19 protein-coding genes are annotated in these 21,911 nt (G+C 48.9%); 11 read left to right on the top strand and 8 right to left on the bottom strand.

The genetic code is table 11. The annotated features are described in order from the left end of the window. Window positions 1–89: 89 nt before the first annotated feature. From F0L74_RS12725 to F0L74_RS12715, 3 genes are read left to right on the top strand one after another with little or no spacing between them, the layout of a single operon-like run. The gene (locus tag F0L74_RS12725; protein ID WP_149838235.1) at window positions 90–3,443 is read left to right on the top strand and encodes a SusC/RagA family TonB-linked outer membrane protein; all 3,354 of its coding nucleotides are present in this window, start codon (window positions 90–92) and stop codon (window positions 3,441–3,443) included. Window positions 3,444–3,454: 11 nt separating this feature from the next. Further along, window positions 3,455–4,942, top strand: a complete 1,488-nt coding sequence (locus tag F0L74_RS12720) for a RagB/SusD family nutrient uptake outer membrane protein (RefSeq protein WP_149838234.1) — start codon at window positions 3,455–3,457, stop codon at window positions 4,940–4,942. Window positions 4,943–4,954: 12 nt separating this feature from the next. Beyond that, window positions 4,955–6,130, top strand: coding sequence for a hypothetical protein (locus F0L74_RS12715; RefSeq protein WP_149838233.1), 1,176 nt, complete (start codon window positions 4,955–4,957; stop codon window positions 6,128–6,130). Window positions 6,131–6,187: 57 nt separating this feature from the next. Here the strand turns inward: F0L74_RS12715 and F0L74_RS12710 are convergent, their stop codons facing one another. The 5 genes from F0L74_RS12710 to F0L74_RS12690 form a co-directional block, all read right to left on the bottom strand. Further along, window positions 6,188–6,514: a DMT family transporter gene (locus F0L74_RS12710; RefSeq protein WP_149838232.1), complete on the bottom strand. Its 327-nt coding sequence runs from the start codon at window positions 6,512–6,514 to the stop codon at window positions 6,188–6,190. A gap of 75 nt (window positions 6,515–6,589) precedes the next feature. After that, window positions 6,590–7,153 carry a Crp/Fnr family transcriptional regulator gene (locus F0L74_RS12705; protein WP_149838231.1) on the bottom strand — a complete coding sequence of 188 codons (564 nt, stop codon included), beginning with the start codon at window positions 7,151–7,153 and terminating at the stop codon, window positions 6,590–6,592. An 85-nt stretch (window positions 7,154–7,238) separates the two neighbouring features. Further along, window positions 7,239–8,246: a zinc-dependent alcohol dehydrogenase family protein gene (locus tag F0L74_RS12700; protein WP_149838230.1), complete on the bottom strand. Its 1,008-nt coding sequence runs from the start codon at window positions 8,244–8,246 to the stop codon at window positions 7,239–7,241. Between the two features lie 29 nt (window positions 8,247–8,275). After that, window positions 8,276–9,490, bottom strand: coding sequence for an MFS transporter (locus tag F0L74_RS12695; RefSeq protein ID WP_246197695.1), 1,215 nt, complete (start codon window positions 9,488–9,490; stop codon window positions 8,276–8,278). Window positions 9,491–9,635: 145 nt separating this feature from the next. Further along, window positions 9,636–9,866 carry a hypothetical protein gene (locus tag F0L74_RS12690; RefSeq protein WP_149838229.1) on the bottom strand — a complete coding sequence of 77 codons (231 nt, stop codon included), beginning with the start codon at window positions 9,864–9,866 and terminating at the stop codon, window positions 9,636–9,638. Window positions 9,867–10,002: 136 nt separating this feature from the next. On the opposite strand from F0L74_RS12690, the gene F0L74_RS12685 reads away from it, so the two are divergent. Continuing rightward, window positions 10,003–10,203 (top strand): hypothetical protein, encoded by a 201-nt coding sequence (locus tag F0L74_RS12685; protein ID WP_149838228.1) that lies wholly within the window; start codon window positions 10,003–10,005, stop codon window positions 10,201–10,203. A 54-nt stretch (window positions 10,204–10,257) separates the two neighbouring features. Here the strand turns inward: F0L74_RS12685 and F0L74_RS12680 are convergent, their stop codons facing one another. Beyond that, window positions 10,258–10,947 carry a response regulator transcription factor gene (locus tag F0L74_RS12680; protein ID WP_149838227.1) on the bottom strand — a complete coding sequence of 230 codons (690 nt, stop codon included), beginning with the start codon at window positions 10,945–10,947 and terminating at the stop codon, window positions 10,258–10,260. Further along, window positions 10,944–12,386 carry a sensor histidine kinase gene (locus tag F0L74_RS12675; protein WP_149838226.1) on the bottom strand — a complete coding sequence of 481 codons (1,443 nt, stop codon included), beginning with the start codon at window positions 12,384–12,386 and terminating at the stop codon, window positions 10,944–10,946. The genes F0L74_RS12680 and F0L74_RS12675 overlap by 4 nt, the downstream gene beginning before the upstream one ends. A 124-nt stretch (window positions 12,387–12,510) precedes the next feature. Here F0L74_RS12675 and F0L74_RS12670 point away from each other — a divergent pair, with 124 nt between their 5' ends. The 3 genes from F0L74_RS12670 (at window position 12,511) to F0L74_RS12660 (ending at window position 16,835) form a co-directional block, all read left to right on the top strand. Further along, the gene (locus F0L74_RS12670; protein ID WP_149838225.1) at window positions 12,511–14,895 is read left to right on the top strand and encodes an outer membrane beta-barrel protein; all 2,385 of its coding nucleotides are present in this window, start codon (window positions 12,511–12,513) and stop codon (window positions 14,893–14,895) included. A gap of 79 nt (window positions 14,896–14,974) precedes the next feature. Further along, window positions 14,975–16,048 (top strand): hypothetical protein, encoded by a 1,074-nt coding sequence (locus F0L74_RS12665; protein ID WP_149838224.1) that lies wholly within the window; start codon window positions 14,975–14,977, stop codon window positions 16,046–16,048. A gap of 202 nt (window positions 16,049–16,250) precedes the next feature. Beyond that, entirely contained in the window at window positions 16,251–16,835 is a 585-nt protein-coding gene (locus F0L74_RS12660) for a PPC domain-containing DNA-binding protein (protein WP_213086953.1), read from the top strand. Window positions 16,836–16,905: 70 nt separating this feature from the next. Here the strand turns inward: F0L74_RS12660 and F0L74_RS12655 are convergent, their stop codons facing one another. Further along, window positions 16,906–17,388 carry a hypothetical protein gene (locus tag F0L74_RS12655; protein ID WP_149838223.1) on the bottom strand — a complete coding sequence of 161 codons (483 nt, stop codon included), beginning with the start codon at window positions 17,386–17,388 and terminating at the stop codon, window positions 16,906–16,908. A gap of 232 nt (window positions 17,389–17,620) precedes the next feature. Here F0L74_RS12655 and F0L74_RS12650 point away from each other — a divergent pair, with 232 nt between their 5' ends. From F0L74_RS12650 to F0L74_RS33895, 4 genes are all read left to right on the top strand, one after another. After that, a complete protein-coding gene (locus F0L74_RS12650) occupies window positions 17,621–18,556 on the top strand; it encodes a helix-turn-helix domain-containing protein (RefSeq protein WP_149838222.1) in 936 nt (311 codons plus the stop codon). A gap of 143 nt (window positions 18,557–18,699) precedes the next feature. After that, on the top strand, window positions 18,700–19,329 hold the full coding sequence (locus F0L74_RS12645; RefSeq protein WP_149838221.1) for an alpha-ketoglutarate-dependent dioxygenase AlkB family protein: 630 nt from the start codon (window positions 18,700–18,702) through the stop codon (window positions 19,327–19,329). Window positions 19,330–19,348: 19 nt separating this feature from the next. Continuing rightward, a complete protein-coding gene (locus F0L74_RS33900; protein WP_246197694.1) occupies window positions 19,349–20,413 on the top strand; it encodes an excinuclease ABC subunit UvrA in 1,065 nt (354 codons plus the stop codon). Beyond that, window positions 20,392–21,873 (top strand): ATP-binding cassette domain-containing protein, encoded by a 1,482-nt coding sequence (locus F0L74_RS33895; RefSeq protein ID WP_246197693.1) that lies wholly within the window; start codon window positions 20,392–20,394, stop codon window positions 21,871–21,873. Before F0L74_RS33900 ends, F0L74_RS33895 begins: the two co-directional genes overlap by 22 nt. The last annotated feature ends 38 nt before the right edge of the window (window positions 21,874–21,911 follow it).

The following is a 21,911-nucleotide window of genomic DNA, read 5'->3' as shown; positions in this document are numbered from 1 at the left end:
TGATCTGTAAATAATAAAGGATAAGGTAAATGCAAGGCCCCCCGGGGCTGAAGGGACAATATTGCCATTGAAAAAATAAATTTAAATAGATGAAACTGGGAGCTTATTATTTGATCTTAGGGTTTACCCTGTTTACCTGCTTGCCGGCAAACAGCCTTATGGCCCAAAAACGGCAGGAGCTGAACAAAAAGATCACGCTGCATTTGCCGCATAGCACTGCGGATGAGGTGATCAACGCCATCAGGAAACAATCCGGGTATTCTTTTTTGTATGATCCTTCGGAACTGAAACAGGTATCTGTGGATGATCTAAAGTTCGACGAAACATCCTTGCAGGACGTACTCGATTATCTGCACCGGACCGCAGGACTATCCTTTGCCGTGAATGACAAAACGATTTCCGTGCAAATGGAGGCCACCGGTAGCCAGCAGCTGACGGATATTTCCGGCAGGGTGGTGGAAGCGGAGACCGGCCTTCCGCTGCCAGGGGCCACGGTAAGGATAAAAGACGGCAATGTAGCCCTCACGGATGATAAAGGAAGGTTTCATATAAAAGCCGCTGCCAGTAGCTTACTGATCGTATCTTTTTCCGGATACCAGGCAAAAGAGATAAGGCCCGGTAACGGTAAAGAGCTATTGATCCGGCTGGAGCTGTCCCACACCAAACTGAATGAAGTAGTGGTGGTAGGGTATGGCACACAGCTGAAAGAAAAAGTAACAGGCGCCGTGGCAACGCTGGGCGAAAAAGACCTTAAAAATGCAGCCGGCGCTAACCTTACAGAAGCCATGGTGGGTAAGCTGCCGGGTGTGCAGGTAAGCCAGATCACCGGTGCGCCGGGCGCGGGTTTATCCATACGTGTACGTGGCACAGGATCAATAACGGCTGGTAACGAGCCGTTATATGTGGTAGATGGTTTTCCGCTGGAAGAATCATCCCTGAGCAATTTTAATATGGGCGATATTGAGACCATCAGCGTATTAAAAGATGCTTCCGCCACATCCATCTACGGTTCACGGGGCTCTAACGGCGTGGTGATTATCACAACAAAACGGGGGAAAAGCGGTAAACCACAAGTATCCCTGAATTCTTACGTGGGCCTGAGCCAGATAAATAAAAAGCTCGACCTGCTCTCGCCGGAGGAATTTGTGGATTTTGCCATAGAGGCCAGGAACAACGCATGGGAATACCTGGGTGGGCATGCCAGCGATCCCAATAGCGTAAGATCGCCGCTTTACCAGATCTCTCCCTATTTATATGATCAGAAAGACTGGGTGAGAACAGACTGGCAGGACGAGGTATTCAGGACCGCCCCGGTGAACAATAACGAATTGTCCGTTTCCGGCGGTTCAGATAATTTTAAATACATGCTCTCCGGCGCTTATTATAACCAGGATGGCGTAATAAAGAACTCCTGGTTTAAACGCTACTCATTGCGGGGAAATATAGATGCACAGCCACTGAAGGTCCTGCATATAAGCGGCGCATTCAGCACCGCCATTGTAAATGATAAAATGGCCCAGGACGAAGGACAGTTCAATGATGGCGTGCTGGGTACCCTTATCAACACGCCGGGCATCTACGGCACCAGGAACCCGGACGGCAGTTATCCTTCGTTTGTAGGTTTTGGTTATGGCGTATCTGAGGTAGCGAACCCCATGACATTCATCAACGAGGATAATAAAAGGAACGACCGTAACCGCACCACCGCTAATATAGCGGCTGAGCTACAGTTGCTGCCGGGGCTGAAGTTTAAATCCATGGCGGGCTTTGACTATAACTCAGACCGTATTAACGAGTTCTTTAACAGCTACGTAAATGACCTGCCGGCCAATCCCGGACAGGTAAAGCAGGTAACGCAGGCATCAGGCTCTTATGACTCACGGACGGATTTTAGCTGGCTGTCAGAGAATACGCTGAACTATAATTTCAACGCGGGCCTGAGAAATAATTTTGAGGTCTTAATGGGTTTTACCGCGCAGAAAGCCACTACAGAGATGGTGTCCCTAAGCGCTACTAATTTTCCCAACAATCTGGTACCTACGCTCAATGCCGGACAGATCTCCGGTGGCAGTACCCTCCGGTCAGAATGGTCCCTGCTGTCCTACCTGGCCAGGGTAAACTATTCTTACAGCAATAGGTATTTTGCTACGGCTACCATCCGTCGCGATGGTTCCTCCCGGTTTGGTGCGGACAACCGCTGGGGTGTGTTCCCCTCCCTGTCCCTGGGCTGGATGGTATCGAACGAAAAATTCTTCTCCCTGCCCTGGGTAAGTTCCCTGAAGGTACGCGCCAGCTATGGGCTTGCAGGTAACAATGATATTGCCAACTATGGCGCCATTGGACTGCTGGGGTACAGCGATTATGTAATAGGCGGTAAACATGTTTCCGGGATCTCTCCTTCCACCTTATCTAACCAGGACCTGAGCTGGGAAAAATCAGCCCAGGCAGATGCAGGCATTGAGGCTGGTTTGTTGCACAACCGTATCAATCTTACGGTAGACCTGTACCAGCGTGTGAGCAACGACCTGTTACTAGACGTGCCGGTGCCCAGCATATTAGGGCTGGTGAACTCGCTGGAAAATATAGGAAAAGTAAGGAACCGTGGTCTGGAAATAGGGCTCAATACCAGGAATATTGACCGCAAGTTCAAATGGTCCACAGACCTCAATTTCTCCCTGAACAGGAACATCGTGCTGGAACTAGGCGCTGATGGCGCTCCCATCATAGCCAGCACCAGCGGGGATTCACATATCACAGAAGTGGGAAAACCCATCGGTAACTTTTTCGGTTACATCTTTGACGGCGTGTACAATACCCAGGATCAGATAGATCATCATGCCCACCTGTCCACAGACAGACCCGGCGATCCGATCGTACGGGATGTAAGCGGAGATGGCCAGATCACAACGGCAGACCGTACCATCCTCGGCAACTATCAACCGGATTTTACCTACGGCATCACCAACCATTTTTCCTTTGCCAATGTAGACCTGAGCGTGATGCTGCAGGGCGTGCAGGGGGCAGAGATCATGGACCTTGGCATGCGGCAGTCCCTGTCAATGACCGGCAGGACCAATAACCTGGGCATTGCCCGGGACAGATGGAGATCGCCGGAGCAACCAGGCAACGGGAAAGTCTTCAAGGCCATTACGGACGTATATGGCGTAAGGCGCGACGCCTCCAGCTTCTACATGCAGAATGGTTCTTACCTGCGCATACGGAATATCACGTTGGGCTATAATTTCCCCGCTGCGCTGATCGGTCATATAGGCATGTCTGCAGCCAGGGTTTATTTCAGCGCGCAGAATCCTTTCACATTTACTGACTACGTAGGATATAACCCGGAGGTAAGCTCTTATCATAGCGCCCTTACGCCCGGTGTTGATTATTTCAACTACCCGCTGGCAAGAACCTTTTCTGCAGGTTTCAATGTAACTTTTTAAATATTGCAGCAATGAAGCAACTTAATCGCAAATTTCTGAGCCTGTTATGTATAGGCCTTATTATACAGGGATGTTCCAAGAATTTTATTGAGCTCAATCCTATCTCCAATGCAAATGAGGGGAACTTTTACAAAACGCAGGATGATTTCCTGAATGCTATTTACGGCGCCTATGCTACCTTAAAGACCAGTGGCCAGTATGATGATAATATGCAGCTGGTAGGTGATCTGCGGTCAGATAATACGGAGATGGGCACAACAGCCAGTACCCGCTTCTCTTATTATGATCTTACCCAGTTCAACGTACAGCCCACCAGCCCTATCGTTGAAAGCATCTGGAACGATAACTATGTAGGCATCAGGGATGTGAATATGATCCTTGACAGGATAGTGGACGCCGGTATCTCAGCGGATGTAAAAACGCAGATAACAGGGGAGGCGCAGTTCCTGAGAGGATTATTCTATTTTAACCTGGTACGCGTATTTGGGAAAGTGCCATTGGTCACCAAAAGCCTCAAGACCATCGAAGAAGCCTATTCTTTTGGCCGTGCGGATGTGGCGGATGTGGCGGATGTATATAAGCAGATAGTGACCGATCTCACTGTTGCGGAAGCCGTACTGCCGCTGCAGGTGACAGGGCAGGAAGGCCGGGCCACCAAAGGGGCAGCCGGCGCTTTGCTGGGCAAGGTATACCTGACCATGCATAATTATGCCGGCGCAAAGGATATACTCAATAAGGTGATCAGCTCCGGGCAATACGATCTGCTGCCGGATTATAAAGACCTGTGGGATGCCAAAAAGAAGAACAGCAAGGAATCTGTTTTTGCCGTTCAGTTCCTGGCCAGCATATCCACCAGTACAGGCGCTAACTTTACGGAAAGGTATTTCCCTTATCAATACCCGCTGTTTTCTTTCTCTACTACGGGTGGCGGTTATAACATCCCTACGGAGGATTTGATCGCTGCCTATGAAAGCGGCGATCTGCGGAAAGCGGCCTCCCTGCGGGAAAGTTATACAAATGCAAACGGCCAGCCGGTAACAGGTTTACAGGGCCGGTTTGAATACAAGTTCCATGATGAGTCCATCAAAAGTGGCGGCTCAAATGATAACTGGCCGGTATTACGTTATGCGGATGTATTGCTGATGTATGCGGAAGCGCTGAACGAGCTTTCATTTGAAGCGGATGGTATGGCCCTTAGCCTGCTAAACAGGATCAGGCAGCGCGCAGGCCTGCCGGAAAAAACGGCCACTAATGCCAACCCGGCCCTGCGGATCGCTTCCCAGGCGGATTTCCGGCTGGCGATGGAGCAGGAGCGGAGAGTGGAATTTGCTTTTGAAGGACAGCGCTGGTTTGACCTGGTAAGAACAGATAGGGCTATTGCCGTATTGGGACCAAAAGTGCAGGGCGGATTGATGCCTGCGCAGCTGGTATTGCCGGTGCCTTTAAGCCAGATCGATGTTAACCCTGCTAAAATAGACCAAAACCCCGGCGCGAAATAAACGATCAAACATATGCACAGGATCATAAAAATATCACTGTTATGCGTATCCCTGTTCAGTAGCAGCGTGTATGCGCAAACAGCGCCATCAGACAGACCGGTTTTCTCAGTAGACGCCGCCAATCCTACTGCCGATAAACCGCAATCAAAACTGTGGTTCCAGGATAACTGCTGGTGGGCGCTGCTGCCCCGGTCTAACGGACCTTCGCTGTGGCAGCGCACTACCGGTGGCTGGAAAGAACATCCGGAAGTGAACGGTTCACTGAAAGCTGTGCCCGGCAGGGCGGATGTATGGGCGGATAAGGATGGTGTTACAGCCGTAGGGGTAGCGCAGGATTCACTGGTTGTATTCAGGCTCACCTCATCTGGTCCGGATAAGCCATGGAAGGCTACGGTACTGGCCGTATTAAAAACGCCCGCAAAAGAGGATATTGAAACGGCCACTATAGCCAGGGATGACGCCGGAGAATGGTGGGTGGCGGCGGATGGCGCCACCACTGTATACGCCTGGCATGCTGGTGCTAAAGGCGCCTGGAGCCAGGCCATCAGCATGAAGCGCGGCATTGGTAAGGACGATATCAGCGTAATTACGGCCCTGCCCGGGGCAGTGATGGTTAGCTGGTCCAACCAAAAGGAGGATGCGGTACAATACCGCCTGCACCGGAACGGCCATGCCGCCAATGACTGGGAAGGGCAGGGGATTGTGGAAGCGGGTAATAAAACGGCGGATGATCACCTGCATACCGCGCTAACGGCCGACGGAACAGTATGGATGGTCAGTAAGAACAGCATTGATAGCAATAGCTGTCCCCAGCTGGTATTGCGGGTACGCAACCCCGCCGGCGTATGGTCAAACTTCCCTTATGCGCCCCGCACGGCGGAAGCAGAGCCCAGCCGTCCGGTTATCATCGCCGTGGCGCAGCGCGGATTATTATTGACAGGGCATACCATCTATGATAAAACCGGCAGGAATAAAGACCGTATTGAATTTGCAGAGATAGATACCACCAGGGCCGGAATATTGGTCAGGAAACAGGTAGTGATTGTGGCGGACGCCTCCCTGCAGGCAAGGGTTAACAATTGTACAGTATCCAGGGCGCCATTCCCTGCGGATGCTCCGTGGATCGTGCTGGCTTCTGATGAAACCGGCCGGGTGTACGAAGCAGACCTGCGGCAGTATTTTCATTAAAAAAAACGGCATAAACATCGTTTCAGCCTATGAAGGAACGGTGTTTATGCCGCTTGTTTATTCAGAAACAGCTTTCAATCCTACGATCGAGCCTATTAACGTTGCCACAAAAAACAGTCTCCAGAAATGAGCCGGCTCATTAAATACAAAGATCCCTATCAGGGCGGTACCTACCGCGCCAATGCCTGTCCATACGGCATAAGCGGTTCCCAGGGGCAGGCTCTGGGTGGCTTTCATTAACAACAGCATACTGGCTGTTAATGAAAACAGGAAAGCGCCATACCACAGATACATGGCCGTGCCTGTTGATTCTTTTGCTTTGCCCAGGCTGGAGGTAAAGGCTACCTCAAACAAGCCCGCGATGATTAAAATGATCCAGTTCACAGTAATTGATTTTATAACTGCAAGTTCGCAAGTTATAACGGGTAAAAATTTTACAAATGATAAAAAATAAGCCGGCTATTTTAGTTCAGACCTGATCCTGCTTAAACTAACCTGCGTCATGCCCAGGTAAGAAGCAATATGGCCCAGCTGTACCCGTTGCAGTAATGCAGGGTCTGTGGATATGAGCTCTTTATAGCGTTCCATCGCCGTTCTGCATTGTCTGAAAATAAGCCGCTCTTCCACTTTTACCAGCTCCTGCTCGGCAAACTTTCTTCCCCAGTTGGCAATATGGATATCCTCATTAAATAACTTGCGCAGGTCTTCTGCGTCCGTTTGATACAGCTCACAGGGTTCTAATAGCTCTATATTTTCATAGCCTTTTTGGTCATATACATAACTTTTCATGGAGATCACGGTATCGCCTTCCTTGCCAAACCAGAAAGTGATCTCATTATCTGGCGTTTCTGCGTAGGCGCGCACAATGCCCGTTTTTATGAAATAGATCCGGGAGCTTATCTTGTTAACCTTAAACAGCAAATGCCCCCTGGGATAGGTTATTTCTGATATATTGGCCTTCAGGCGCTCCCTTGACTTTTCCGGCAGCACATATACGTTATCAATGATAGCATCAATATCCATTAGCCTTGTTTTAAGATATTAACTATTGCAAGTTAATAATTTAGATATTGATCATACCTTTTTTATGATAACAAATAGTTCAATATCAGAATGTAATGACCACCTTTCCAAATGCTTTTCCTGATTTGAATCTATGGAAAGCGTCCTGCACTTTTTCGATTGGGAACACGCTGTCCACAACAGGCTTAATATTATTCGTTTCAATGGCGCGCACCAGGTCGTGTAATTCCTGGGCATTACCCACAGAATAGGCCTGCAGCCGGATATAGTTTGTAATGAGCGGGATCAGGTCTATGGTCAGCTTAGTGCCTGTCAGCAGGCCTATCAATCCAACAAAACCATGCTGTTTTACGGAAAGGATGCTTTGCTCAATAGTATCAGTACCAGCCATATCCATTGTTACATCCACGCCGGATCCTCCGTTCAGGCGCTTTACTTCATGGCTCCATGCAGGGAATGTTTTATAATTGATCACCTCATCAGCGCCCAGGTCTTTTAATTGCTGCTCCTTTTCCTGACTGCCGGTGGTGGCAATCACTTTTAACCCGAATGTTTTGGCTATTTGTATCGCAAACAGGGAAACGCCACCGCTACCTTGTACCAGAATGGTTTGTCCGGCCCGGATATTAGCCTGTTCAACCAGGCAGGTCCAGGCCGTCAGCCCTGCAACCGCCAATGAGGCTGCGGCTGTATCTGTAAGGTTACCGGGCGTGCGGACCAGCGTATTTTCCGGTTGCACGCTGTATGCCGCCAGCAACCCGGGAAGCGTAAAGCTGGTTCTCAATTGGTCGTTATAGGGCGTGTTCTTTCCTGCTTGCCAACGGGAAATAAACGGGATGATCACCCGGTCGCCTTTTTTCCAGCGGGTCACTTTACTGCCAACATTTTCGACTATACCTACTCCCTCTGAAACCGGGACGAGTGGAAGCGGTATGCCAAAGGGTATCCTGTTTTCCACTATGATCAGATCATGATATTCAAGCGCTACAGCAGTGGTCTTTACCAATACTTCGCTCTCACCGATGGCAGGCGTGGGAATGTCTGTAAGCTGTAAATGAGGTATGCCGAATTGCGTTAATTGTATTGCTTTCACAAGTAGAGTTTATATGAAAATGTATTGTATTATACCTGTTGTCTGGTCACTTTCTCACGCAGTGGGCGAACATCGCTAAATACCAGCAACACGGTCGCCACCCCCATGATAAAGAAACTCAGCACAAGCGGCAGTACCTTATGGTGCATTAAATGACTGATAAATGACCCCAGCGTGGCGCCTAAGAAAAAGAAGGCGGTGCCATAAATAGACGCGGCCATGCCCGCCACATCCCCCATGGGCTCCAGTGCCAGGGAACTGCTATTAGGCTCCACAGCAAGGTTAATACCCAGCATAATAGCTACGGCCGCAAAGAATATAAGCATGGCCGGCGGGTCGCCTGACATAAATGTGCAAAGCAGCAGCAAACCGCCTATTAAAGTATAGATGCTCAACAGCCACCTGATGATACGCCGTGATCCATACAAAGCGGATAGACGGGCATTCAACAGCGTACAGCCGGACATCAGTAACCCGGTGCCCGCAAAGATCCAGGGGAACAGCTTTGGCCTGCCATAGATCTCTCCTACAATATGTTCTGAGCTGGCCACATAGGAGCTTAAAGCCGTAAAAAGAATGGTGGTAATACCGGTATACCGCAGAAAAGCCCCGTTGCTTAATACCGCTTTGACAGACCTTCCAATGCTTGCCCAATCAAGCGGTACGCGGTGTTCCCGTGGAAGGGATTCCTCCAGCCGGAACGACCAGCAAAATACGATCACCGCCATCAGCGGAGGCGCCAGGAACACTCCCTGCCAGGATGAAATGGCCAGTATGGCGGACCCCAGAAAAGGCGCCACTACCGGCGTAAATAGAAAAATGGTAAATATCAGCGACATGATCCGCGCCATCTCATCCCCGACAAAACGGTCCCTCACCGCCGCAATGGTTGACATAAAAACGGCGGAAGCGCCCATGCCCGTCAAAAAACGGGCGGCATATATGATATGAAGGCTGGGGCCAAAAGCGGCAACGACGCCACCGATAATATAGAACGGAAATCCAACCCGGAGGATGGACAGGCGCCCATAACGGTCAGACAACACGCCAAAAATGATCTGCGTTACCTGACCCATAAAAAAGAATGAGATGATCCTGGCCGTGTCCGTAGAAGACGCAGGCAGATGAAAATGGATCCTGACCGCTGCAAATGCAGGAAGCATAATATCAATGCCCATTGCCGTAAGCGCCATGGAGCAGGCAGACAAAGCAATAAATTCCGCAGTCTTCATCTTCTTTACCATATCGTGTTTCGTTGATGGTATTGCAAAGATACTATCCAGATAATAAGCTATACGGGTGTTAACCAGCCATGATAACGGGCGGAATTGGACAAGTTGATTTAGTGCCGGAGATTTATTTATCTCCCTTAAATAGTGGTAATGCTGATTAGACCGTAGCTCTTTTCTGCTGTAGTATGGCATCGGAAAGTTCCTGCTCCAGCGCTTTGATCTCCGGGAAACTATCTGTGATGCTGAAACCCTGCTCATTGCCGGCCATATGAAAACGGCGCTTAACGCCCTCAATGCTTACATATACCTGGAATAATTTCCATTCCCGTATATTCATCGTCTTGAACTCAAAATTGAATCCGCCTATTTCAGTGTTAAAATTTATCATATGTCAATTCCCCGGCTGTCTATAAAGATGGCAGAATGCCGTTCCAGATCGCAAAAGTAACAGCCCTTTCCAATAAAAGCAATAAATCACCCTATGATGGCATGATTTTAACGCGTATTACAGTAAACAGTGTATTATGGCTGACAAGAAAAAACTTGAACAGAAGGCTAAGAAGGAGCAGAAAAAGCACCATTCACCCGTGAAGCCTGATCCTGAAACAATGGGGCCTGATCCACAGGAAAAGATGGAAGGGCCTGTATCTTCTATTGTCAAGAAAATTGCAGAAGCTGGCGATAAGGAGGATAAGAATGATACGGACAAGGAAGAGCAACCGTAAAATATATTCCACAAACCGGACCGGGCATGCTACATTGCAGTGTCCGGTCTGGTACTAACAGATCAATTTGTACCCCACACCCCTCAGCCCCAGGATCTGTATGCCCGGTTCATCTTTTAACAGCTTGCGCAAATGCGCCATGAATACGTCCATGCTCCGGGTATTATAGTAAGTATCATCCTGCCATATCTTTAATAATGCCTCTTGTCTTTCGAGGGTATCATTCTTTTTCTGGATCAATAGTTCAAGCAAGGCAGATTCTTTGAAGGATAAGGCATGTACCCCTTTTGAGGTAGTCAGGGTTTGCTGTACAGTATCCAGTTTACAGGGGCCAAATGTATATACGGTGTTTTTTTGAGTACCCGCCCCGGCGCTGGCAGGTATCCTGTTCAGCAGGGCTTCCATACGTACCAGCAATTCATCCATGCTGAAGGGCTTTTTCAGGTAATCGTTGCCACCGCTTTTAAAACCTTTTACCACATCCTCTGTAAGCGATTTGGCACTTAGGAAAATAATGGGCAGGGATGGGTATTGTCCCCGGATCTCTACCGCCAGCTCATAACCGTCCCTGGAAGGCAGCATGATATCCAATACGCAGATATCAGGACTAAACCTGCTAAAGGTTTGCATAACCTGGCTGCCGTCAGCTACCAGTTCAACCTGGTACCCGCTGCTGGCTAAACCATCGCTTACAATGCGGGATAAAAAAGGCTCGTCTTCAACGTATAGTACTTTAACACTCATGCTGCTACCGGTAGATTGATGATAAATGTGCTCCCTTTACCTGCTTCGCTTTTTAACAGGATGGCGCCTTTATGCGCTTCTATGATGTGTTTTACATAATTTAACCCCAGGCCGGATCCTTTTACATTATGCCGGTCGCCCCCGGATGGCACCCTGAAATAACGCTCAAATACCCTGTCGTGGTAAATAGGTTCAATACCCGGGCCGTTATCTGTAAAGCTGATCTTTACTTCAGTGTCGTTACAGCTGCAGGTGATATTTAGCTGTAAAGGCTTATCGGCATATTTCACCGCGTTCTCTATCAAGTTATAAAAAACATTTGTCAAATGCACGGCATCTGCATAAACAAAGCAGGGCTCCTGCCAGGGAGTAAAGGTACAGCTGGCCCCCTTAGCCGCAAATTGCAGTTCCATGGAGCTGATGACCTCCTGCAGGCCGGTTTGTACGTCGTACAGGGCCGGTTTAAGCTGATATTGTTCCGCGCTGTTTTCCTGGCTCAGGTTAAGCACTTTTTCTACCATAAGGTTTAGCCGCTGCAATTCCTGCCGGCTGATATCCAGGTAGGTTTGCAGTTTTACAGGATCATTGATCAGGTCATACTTGTTGATAGATTCAATGGCCAGCGCTACGGTAGCAATAGGGGTCTTGATCTCGTGCGTCATGTTGCTGGTGAATGCCACCCGTGCTTCTGCATACAAACGCTGGTTGCGCATAAGTTTTAATATAAAATAAAAGGCAGCGCCGGTTAGCAACAGCATCAGTATGCTGGAGGCTGCATAATAACGCATTTTATACCATACAAGGCCATCCACAGCGCTCACTACGAGTTGGTACCTTTTCAGGTGCTGGAGATTATAAGAATAGCGTTTGCTCACAAAAGCGGCTTTACGTGCCTCCGGATGACTGACATCGGTACTATTATTTGCATAATCCTGTAAGAGGTAATAGTGCGGCGCGGTAACGCCCAGCTTCCGGAGCCCGGCTTCTACCGTCTTGTTCATCTGTATTAGGGACAGGCTATCCTCCCGCAGCTTCTGGTCCATAGGAAGATCCTGCCAGAACTGTGTGCCATGGGGCCGGTGGCTGGGCTTTGTGTAAAAAGTAAATTTTAGCTCGATCACAGAGCTGTCTGGCCCGCGGTCTTCAGAAAAAGTACGCGACATTCCCTTTACGAAAGCATCGTCAAAACCCTGTCTGATCTGCATCCAGGCCGGCGATAAAAGGAATTGCTGAAACGTGCTTTTATCGCTGGGCTCTGCCTGCACATACTTATAGATATTGTTCTTTGCTGTTACGGCTACCAGCTCCTCAATGTCTTCAAAAGTACGGGCCCGCTGCTCCACAAACAGCTGGCGTAACCAGGCTACCTGTAACGCAATGCTCACCAGTAAAGAAAGCACCACCAAAGGGTAAGCATATTTTGCTGAAAATGATCTCATGATCCAAAGTTCGCAAAATTTGATGCATATGCCAGTGGCCGCGCTACGATTTAACGGTATTTAACGCAGCTTAACCGACGTTTACACAGCCTATGTATAGGTTTGCATCAGAAAATTCAACGACATGAAAACATTATATTTCTTATTCCTCCTGCTGCTTAGTATACCGGTTATGTCCCAGCAACGGATCAGCGGACTGGTGACAGACCTTAAAGGCAATCCGCTGGAAGTGGTCACTATCATGTTATACCAGCACGGTAAACAGGTGGATCAACAGTTATCAGACCAGGGAAGATTTGTCTTCAACCACCTCAATAATGATCCTTACCAGTTTACCGCCACCCTAATAGGTTATGGTAAACTGTCCGGGGCTTTTAGCTTGCCAAAAGATACCCTCTGGCTAAAAATGAGCGAAACGCAAACAGCGCTTAAAGCGGTGGAAATAGTTAGCCATACGCCACAGGTAGAGCATAAGGCAGACCGTACTGTATTTAATGTGCAGAATAGTATACTGGCCAGCGGCAGTAACGTATGGGACGCTCTGCGGAAAGCCCCCGGCGTACAAACAGGCGATCAGGGGCAGGTAACCGCCAACAGTAAGGGCGCCACTATTTATGTGAACGATAAGCCCGTACAGCTGAGCGGTGAAGATTTAGTAAACTATTTAAGCAGCCTGCCATCGGACCAGGTAGCCAAGATAGAGGTGATCAGCAACCCATCTGCCAGGTATGATGCAAAAGGCGGCAGCATTATAAACATCATCACAAAAAAACCAAAGGCTAACGGCTTCAATGGTACTGTGAACGCAGGCTATACACAGGCTTCCTATGGCAGCTATAACGCCGGCACTACCTTCAATTACCGGCAGGATAAGTTGAATGTTTATGGCAACTATGGCTACTCCGATAAAAAGATCCGGCGCCCTATAGAAGGATATACGATCTTCGAAACCCCCAACAGCTATGCTTACTGGGAAAATACCCGTACCGTAGTGCCGGAGATCCGGGCGCACAGCTACCAGCTGGGTGCGGATTATGACCTGGGCGCCGGCCAGGTGATAGGCGTACTGGTAAACGGCTATAATGCGGACCGTAGCAGCCCGTATAACATTACTAACCCGGTATTTAATAACCATCGCCCACAGGCAGATTCCACGCTCAATACCCATAGCGAGCTTGGTGGGACCACCAGCCAGTACAGCTATAACGTAAACTATAAAGTAAAGCTGGACAGCGCAGGCAAAAGCCTTAACGTAGATCTTGACTATGTACCGTACCGGAATAGCGCAGGCACTTACGTGAGCACCAATACGGTGCTGCCGGATGGCGCATCCTATAGGTCTTTTGATATTTACACACCCTCATTTCAGAATATTGATATATGGTCCGGAAAAATGGATTATACCTATGCCCTGGGAAATAAATGGAACCTGGAGTCTGGAGTAAAATATACCGGCATCCATACCGATAACCAGTTTGACTACTACGAGATGGGCAGCGGTAAACCCGTATATGATATTAGCCGTAGCAATCATTTTAAATATAGTGAGAACACAGCGGCGGCTTATACCAGCGCCAATGCGCATATGGGCAAGTGGAGTATAGAGGCAGGGCTCCGGGCGGAATATACCCGCACTACAGGCAACGCTATTACGCTGGATTCCGTGAACCATAACAATTACCTGAAATTGTTCCCTACGGTTTCCCTGAGCTATAAAGCTTCTGATGATCACCAGTTTGCCTTTAACTTCAACCGGCGTATTGACCGGCCGGAATATAAACAGCTGAATCCAGCCCGGGCTTACAGCAGCCCATACAGCTTTCAGCAGGGCAACCCGGCTTTGCAACCCTATATTACCACCAATGCGGAAATGAATTATACGCTAAAGGAGCTTTATACTGTATCTGCATCCTACTCTGGTATGCAGGGGTTATTCAGCAATGTAAACATACAGGATAATGTACAGCACACCTCTTATGACACGCAGTTGAATCTTGGATATATCCACGACTTTTTCCTCACTTTCCTGGTAAATCTGACCCCGGCGCCCTGGTGGGAGGCCAACTTCACCCTGAGCGGATTTTACAGGCAGCAGGGTACGGATTTCCTCACCAGTTATTATACCTCGCATAACTGGGCTACAGAGCTCAGCGCCACACAATCATTTGTGCTGAGTAAAACTGCTGGTCTGAAAGCAGAATTGCAGACCTATTACAGGTCGCCCATTAACCAGGGCGTTTTATATGTAGCCAGCAACAATGATATAAGTATCGGGTTCAGCAAAACGGTGTTGCATAACAAGGGGTCCGTAAAGCTCAATTGCAGCGATATCTTAAACGGCAATCCATACCGTTTAAGTAATAATTACCTGGATCAGCATAACGGCATGCGGGTGGGTAATGATACTCGTAGCATAAGTGTTTCATTTTCTTACCGTTTTGGTAAAAAGATCGAAGCCTCCAGGAAAAGAAACACGGCTACGGAAGAGGAGAAAAGAAGGGTAAATTGAGATAAGGGGCGGCGGTATTTATAATTAAAAACACTTATATTTGACGCATAAAATCCATTGATCTGATAATTGTGAACCTATGAAGTCTTTTGTTACCGCCGCCCTGCTATTTACCTGCGCCAGCGCCGCACATGCCCAAACGCAAAATAAACTCCCCGTTGCAGACAGGGTAAAGATCATCAGTCTATCTGCCGATACAGGTAAAAACCTGGAACTGCCCCCGGTATCCGTAAGCGGGATCCGCGTAATCCCCATATGCAGTGATACCAGCCGGCTGGGATTTGTAGAAGTGGGCGCCATGGGCAAGTTGGTCAGCGGTGTTACAGATAAACCATGGCAGCAGTATTTACAGGATTTTGTGGATGCACAATATAAAAGCGTCTTTAAAGATACCGGGGTACAGCTGTTGTGGATCGTGCATGAACTGCGGATCAGTGAGGGGATGATTCCTTCGAGGGCATATGTCCAGTTAAAAGCAACTGTTTATATGTCTGCCGGCCAGGACCAGTACCGCTTACTGACCATCTTTGACCGCACCATTGCTAAAAGAGGAGGGGGCATAAAAAATAAGCATGATGACAACATTGCCGATATCCTTCGGCTGTTATTTAAGGAGAGTAGTGCCCAGGCGGCAGGCAAACCATCAGATGAATGGTCGCCGCAAACATTGGCAGGTGTGCTTGCAACGGAACAGCAGCGTTTCCAGGCGCCTATTTTAACCTCACCCGGTTATACCCACGGGGTGTACACTACCTACAAACAATTCCTGGACAATGCGCCTGCTATAGACAGTTTTAAGGTCAAACAGAACATATTCGGGAAGCTGCTCGTGTATGCCATTGGCGCTGATAGTAGCAGGTTGATAGAAAATCCGTGGGGCCTGTGTATGAACGGGAAAATATATAAATGCCAGGGCGATGCACTGGTTCCGTTGGAGCGTTATGGACAAGGTTTTGCGATCTCCGGTTATATAAACGCTCACAATGAAGAGAGCAAGGATAGGTTGATGGATGCGCTGGACGGTATTGCAACAGGCCGCGTGGTAGTAAGTCCTCATAAAGGGGTGTTCCCCGTCACTGCTAACCCCTATATTACTAACGGATGCCCGGAGGCTACGCGTATGGATCTGGAAACCGGGGAGCTGGCGTTCTGATGGTGCGTGGTAAACTCATACCTGGCAAAATAGCGCTCTACAGCAAAATCTTTCAGTTTCATGGTGCGATGAGTTGGCTTTTATTAGCGCTAAAATACAGCGGATGCAGAAATTAATAAAAATTCGCCGTATTTTCTCCGCTGCTTATCAGGGGTAATTTGATAGGTCTAATATTCTCTCACTCGTTCAATTGTAAGATCACATGAAGATCAGATTGTCAATCCGGCCGGCGCTGGCCATCACCTTTTTAGGTTTCATGTTAGTGTGTTTATCCGCTAATGCCCAGGAACAGGAATATGTATCCCCTGTAAAACCGCCGCTTACCGGCAGATCGCCGGGTGTAAAAGTTAAGTTGATAAGCGATAACGGCACTACCAAAACATACGCGGTCATATTTGCTGCTGGTGATGAGGTATTGTCCGGGCTAAAGGAATTTGCCATAAAATACAAGGTACAGAGCGCCCATTTTACGGCCATTGGAGACGCCATCTCATCAAAATACGGCTGGTACGATAAATCCCGGCAAATGTTCAAAGTATTTAAGATCGATAATTTTGCGGAGATCACCTCCCTGGTAGGGGATATTGCGCTGTATAACGGTACGCCGGTGGTACATGGGCATGTTAATTTTGGCACAGAAGACGGTACCGTACGCGGCGGGCACCTGCTCGAAGCTGTTGTTTCTCCCACCCTGGAGGCCATAGTGACCGTTGAGCCGGAGGCGCTGTACAAAAAGCTCAGCCCGGAATTTGGTATTTCCGTTATTGATACGGATCTAAAGAAATAAGCAAACAAAGGACTGCCTTGGTAAAGCCCTCAGGAACTGCCCCGAGGGCTTTATTATGGACATACCAGCATTAAACAACATTCCTTCCACGCGACTGTGCCCATGGAACCCTTATCTTAATTAATTTTATCAAATACGGTATCAGCAACACCAATTCCAGCCGGAAGTTAAACGTAAACCCGTTGCCTTCTCCGAAGGGGTGCATGATCATCATAAAAGTACAGATAACAATACCAATAACGGCGTCTGTCATTCCAACGATTATTGCCCAATCACGTTCTTTTAATAACCCAAATGCCGCAATGCCTTTAAACACAAAGAGCGCCATCAGGATAAGCCCCAGCACCGAACTGGCTCTCTCCGGTTTTATGCCATATAATTCCATTTGGGAACTAAACCCAAGAAAGCTGAGCACAAACGCCACCGGTACAAAAAAAGATAGTATGAGGAAGATCCAGGCAAAGGTCTTTATCCACCAGGGTAACAGCTTTTTTCTACGGGGAAAGGCAAGAGTTTCAAAGTCCGCGTCGAAAATCGAATCTTTTTCTTCCATAGGTACAGGTTAGATGAATTGCACTCAAACATACATAAAATCAGGCAAAATAGATATGTAAAACAGGCATTTAGGTATGTAAAACCTTGCCCGGCCAACCCCAAAATAAAGTAATTTGCCGCCAGTATAACACCAGTGAACAATCTGACTGCCATCCCCCTTAAGGCAGGCCAGTATGTTAACGAACCAATGTGAGCCCTTTATTTACATTACAAATTTAAACCGCTTGGATATGCCACTGCACCATGCAGCAATGTTAGTATTTAATAAAGTATATGAGCTGTACGATCAAATGGGGGTTAATCTTGACAGCTTGCCGCCCAATAGTGAATTCTCCATCTATAACCTGGGCAATTTCCCTATACCACGCGGCTACCGGTCGCCGGTATACAGGGCCAACTTCTTTTCCTTTGTGTTCGTAAAAAACGCTTCCGGCTGTTGCTCTTCAGACTGCAATGCTTTTATCACGGAGCCAGGCACCGTTTACTTCAACAATCCCGGGCATATCAAACAATTCACGATGAATGAGGTAAAGGAGCTTTATCTTGTTACCTTAAGTGAAAGCTTCCTGAAAGAGAACGTACATGCCAATGTTTTTGACGAGTTTTCTTTCATCCTGTCAGAGCTGGTGCCGCCACAGGTGCTGCCGCCTGCGCAGTTCCGTGAGTTCGAAGAATTGTACCTGCAGATTGAGCGGGCCTATCTCTCCGGTTCTCCATTACGTAATAAACTGATCGGCCATTTATTTGTTGCCATCCTTATTAAGATCAAAGAATATTTCTGGACGGATTACAGCCCTATACTGGAAGGCAACCGATCTTCGCAGATCGTGAGCAATTTTAAAAAGATAATGGAAAAACACTACCGGGAGCTTAGTCAGGGCATACTGGACAAAGCATACCGGGTGCAGGAATACGCCAGCCAGCTTAATCTGCATCCCAGTTATCTGAATAATGTGATAAAGAGTAAAACGGGCAGATCCGTCAGCACCTGGATAACAGAAAAAACAATTACGGAAGCAAAATCGCTGTTGCGGTATTCAGATTTTCCTGTAAAAGAAATTTCCTACCGGCTGGGTTTTGCCGAAAGCCAGCACTTCTGTAATTATTTCAAAAAACATACGCAATGCAGTCCCATGGGGTACAGGCAGGGGGCCGCGCAAACGTAATGCATGTTTTATGTGAAAAGCTGTTTTGAACAATTGAAAAAAATATCCCTTTGTAATGGGCTAATAGAATGCCGGTTCTTTAAGCCGGCATTTTTGTTTGACCAGCCTGCTAATATTTTTAGTATTTTCTGTACCTTTGTGGTATGAATCTATTTGAGGAGACGGCTTTATTTGACGAAGGAAAAAGAAGATTTACTGATTTTCAGCTGCCCGGTGCGGAGCTGAAGCTGTGGGAACAGTTCTTCCCAAGATCCACAGCTGACCACTATTTTCAAATATTAAAAGACAGTACCCCCTGGCGGCAGCGCACGCGTAAAATGTATGATAAGATGCTGCCGGATCCAAGGCTGACCGCCTGGTTCGGCGGCGGAGACGGCCTGCCCTGGACAGCCCCCCTGCTGGAGATCAAAGCACTGGTAGAGGCGCATTGCAAATGCAGCTTTGACGGTGTGCTGCTCAATTACTACCGGGATGGGAACGATTCCGTATCCTGGCATAGCGATACCCTTCCTGCAGACGGCAGGCATCATACCATTGCCTCTGTTACTTTTGGCGCTACCCGGCTGTTTAAAGTGCGCCATAAGACCCGTAAAGATGTGAACCAGTTGCAGATCCCGCTTACCCATGGCAGCCTCCTGCTGATGGGCGATACCATGCAGGACCACTATGAGCATCATGTACCCAAGACCAAACAGGAAACCGCCGGCCGTATCAACCTCACTTTCCGCATATTGGCATCCCCAAAAGTCTACGCCAACTTATCACAACCTTGATTTTTGTTTAAATTGCCGCATGTACAAACAGAAAAGTCATAGTGAATTTACCGGCTTTGTGCGCGTACAGGGAGCGCGTGAGCATAATCTTAAGAACATTTCTCTCGATATCCCGCGGGATGCGCTGGTGGTTTTTACCGGTATATCCGGTTCCGGCAAGTCTTCGCTCGCTTTTGGGACCATTTATGCAGAGGCGCAACGCCGCTACCTGGAATCTGTGTCTCCCTACGCCAGGAGATTATTTCACCAGATGACGGTACCAGAGGTGGACAACATCGAGGGGCTGCCACCTGCGGTCGCATTACAACAGCAGCGGGGCGCCGTGAGTACCCGCAGCTCTGTTGGCAGCGTAACCACCCTGTCCAATCTGCTGCGGATGTTATATTCCCGCGCAGGCGATTACCCGGACGGCGCCCCCATCATCTATGCAGAAGGATTTTCACCCAATACGCCGGAAGGCGCCTGCCCGCAATGTCATGGCTTAGGACGGGTATATGAAGTAACAGAACAATCGATGGTGCCGGATGATTCGCTGACCATCCGCGAAAGGGCCATCGCCGCCTGGCCTACCGCCTGGGGCGGCCAGAACCTCCGCGAAATACTGATGACCCTGGGTTATGATGTAGACATCCCCTGGCGCGACCTGCCCCGGAAAGACCGGGATTGGATCCTGTTTACAGAAGAGCAGCCTACCGTACCGGTCTATTCCGGTTTTACGGCAGAGGAGATGAAAAGGGCGCGCAAACAAAAACTGGAACCCAGTTATATGGGTACCTTTACGGGCGCGCGGCGGTATGTACTGCAAACATTTGCCAATACACAGAGCGCGCTCATGAAAAAACGCGTGATGCAGTACATGATCAGCAGCGCCTGTCCCTTATGCAACGGAAAGCGCTTGCGTAAAGAAGCCCTGGCTGTAAAATTTGCAGGACAGGATATAACGGAGTTATCCAGGCTGCCCCTGGCCGCGTTGCATCGTTTGTTCGCTAAATATGCCAGCTCGCATAAGATTGACAAGAAACACCCGGAAAAGGAGATCGTTACCGGCGCATTGCAGAAGATATGCTGGCCCGCCTGGATGTGATGATGGACCTGGGGCTGGGTTATCTGACCATTGAGCGGGAAACGCCTACACTTTCTCCCGGCGAACTGCAGCGCCTGCGCCTGGCCACACAGGTGCGCTCCAATCTCTTTGGCGTAGTATATGTGCTGGATGAGCCCTCCGCCGGCCTGCACCCTGCGGATACCGAAGCCTTGTTACGGGCGCTGGACAAACTAAAAGCATCCGGCAACTCCATCTTTGTGGTGGAACATGAAACAGATGTGATCCGCCATGCAGACTGGATCGTGGATGTAGGCCCCGGCGCGGGAGTCGGCGGTGGAGAGATCTTGTACAGCGGCCCCACTGATGGATTACGGGCAATAAATCAGTCGCTGACAGCAAAATATTTTTTCCGCAATACGGCAACAAACGGTAAAAAAAGGCAGTACCGGCAGCCAAAGGACTGGCTAAAACTGGAAGGCGTAACAAGAAACAACCTCCACCAACTGGAGGCGGCTTTTCCATTGGGCGTTTTTAGCAGCGTGACCGGCATATCCGGCTCAGGCAAAAGCAGCCTGGTAAGCCAGGTGCTGGTAGAACTGGTGGCGGAGCAGCTGGGCATGCCACGGGATACAACCGCCGGTGAAGAAACAGAGGGCCTGGAACAGCTGTCCCCTCAAACACTGGAAGGCAGGATCGTATCCGGCATGCAGGGTATAAAAAGGCTGGTAACGGTTGATCAGAAACCCATAGGCCGCACACCACGCTCTAACCTGGCTACCTATACCGGCCTTTTTGACCATGTGCGGCGTTTATACGCGGCTACTAAAATGGCCAGATCACGTAAATACGACGCCGGCAGTTTTTCATTCAATGTGGCCAAAGGCCGTTGCCCGCATTGCCTGGGAGAAGGTTTTGTGATGGTAGAGCTGCTTTTCCTGCCCAGCGTGTATACGCCTTGTCCCACCTGTAACGGTACACGGTACAACAAAAAGATCCTGGAGGTCACCTATAAGGACAAGAATATTGCGGATGTGCTGAATATGACGGTAGATGAGGCGGCAGATTTCTTTGCCCAGGATACGGCTATCTATCATGCATTGGACACCGTTAAGCAGGTAGGGTTGGGCTATCTTCGCCTGGGTCAGGCGGCCACGGAACTGTCCGGCGGAGAGGCGCAACGAATTAAGCTGGCCACAGAGCTGCAACGCGCCCAGCACGGGCATACGCTATATGTGCTGGATGAGCCTACTACAGGCCTGCATCCCTCAGACGTGGAGAAGTTAATGACACAGTTGAACGGCCTTGTAACAGCGGGTAATACCGTCATAGTAGTAGAACATGATATGACCGTCATTGCAGAAAGTGATTGGGTCATTGATATCGGCCCCGGCGCAGGGGAGGAGGGCGGAAAAATAGTGGCCGCCGGAACCCCGGAGCAGGTAGCGGCGGCAAAGGGCGGCCGCACTGCTGTTTACCTGGCCCGCAAACTGGAGGCATAACACAAAACAGGACGGCTGCACCAGATATGATGCAGCCG

The organism is Chitinophaga agrisoli, assembly GCF_008386695.1.
GTDB classification, from domain to species: Bacteria; Bacteroidota; Bacteroidia; order Chitinophagales; family Chitinophagaceae; genus Chitinophaga; species Chitinophaga agrisoli.
Note: the sequence above shows the minus strand (reverse complement) of the source record. Positions and strands in the feature narration are given on the sequence as shown.

What these genes read in the sequence shown, in the direction of transcription:
- F0L74_RS12725 (WP_149838235.1), top strand. Translation starts at nt 90, where the DNA reads ATGAAACTGGGAGCTTATTATTTGATCTTAGGGTTTACCCTGTTTACC.
- F0L74_RS12720 (WP_149838234.1), top strand. Translation starts at nt 3,455, where the DNA reads ATGAAGCAACTTAATCGCAAATTTCTGAGCCTGTTATGTATAGGCCTT.
- F0L74_RS12715 (WP_149838233.1), top strand. Translation starts at nt 4,955, where the DNA reads ATGCACAGGATCATAAAAATATCACTGTTATGCGTATCCCTGTTCAGT.
- F0L74_RS12705 (WP_149838231.1), bottom strand. Translation starts at nt 7,153, where the DNA reads ATGGATATTGATGCTATCATTGATAACGTATATGTGCTGCCGGAAAAG.
- F0L74_RS12695 (WP_246197695.1), bottom strand. Translation starts at nt 9,490, where the DNA reads ATGGTAAAGAAGATGAAGACTGCGGAATTTATTGCTTTGTCTGCCTGC.
- F0L74_RS12690 (WP_149838229.1), bottom strand. Translation starts at nt 9,866, where the DNA reads ATGATAAATTTTAACACTGAAATAGGCGGATTCAATTTTGAGTTCAAG.
- F0L74_RS12685 (WP_149838228.1), top strand. Translation starts at nt 10,003, where the DNA reads ATGGCTGACAAGAAAAAACTTGAACAGAAGGCTAAGAAGGAGCAGAAA.
- F0L74_RS12680 (WP_149838227.1), bottom strand. Translation starts at nt 10,947, where the DNA reads ATGAGTGTTAAAGTACTATACGTTGAAGACGAGCCTTTTTTATCCCGC.
- F0L74_RS12675 (WP_149838226.1), bottom strand. Translation starts at nt 12,386, where the DNA reads ATGAGATCATTTTCAGCAAAATATGCTTACCCTTTGGTGGTGCTTTCT.
- F0L74_RS12670 (WP_149838225.1), top strand. Translation starts at nt 12,511, where the DNA reads ATGAAAACATTATATTTCTTATTCCTCCTGCTGCTTAGTATACCGGTT.
- F0L74_RS12665 (WP_149838224.1), top strand. Translation starts at nt 14,975, where the DNA reads ATGAAGTCTTTTGTTACCGCCGCCCTGCTATTTACCTGCGCCAGCGCC.
- F0L74_RS12660 (WP_213086953.1), top strand. Translation starts at nt 16,251, where the DNA reads ATGAAGATCAGATTGTCAATCCGGCCGGCGCTGGCCATCACCTTTTTA.
- F0L74_RS12655 (WP_149838223.1), bottom strand. Translation starts at nt 17,388, where the DNA reads ATGGAAGAAAAAGATTCGATTTTCGACGCGGACTTTGAAACTCTTGCC.
- F0L74_RS12650 (WP_149838222.1), top strand. Translation starts at nt 17,621, where the DNA reads ATGCCACTGCACCATGCAGCAATGTTAGTATTTAATAAAGTATATGAG.
- F0L74_RS12645 (WP_149838221.1), top strand. Translation starts at nt 18,700, where the DNA reads ATGAATCTATTTGAGGAGACGGCTTTATTTGACGAAGGAAAAAGAAGA.
- F0L74_RS33900 (WP_246197694.1), top strand. Translation starts at nt 19,349, where the DNA reads ATGTACAAACAGAAAAGTCATAGTGAATTTACCGGCTTTGTGCGCGTA.
- F0L74_RS33895 (WP_246197693.1), top strand. Translation starts at nt 20,392, where the DNA reads ATGCTGGCCCGCCTGGATGTGATGATGGACCTGGGGCTGGGTTATCTG.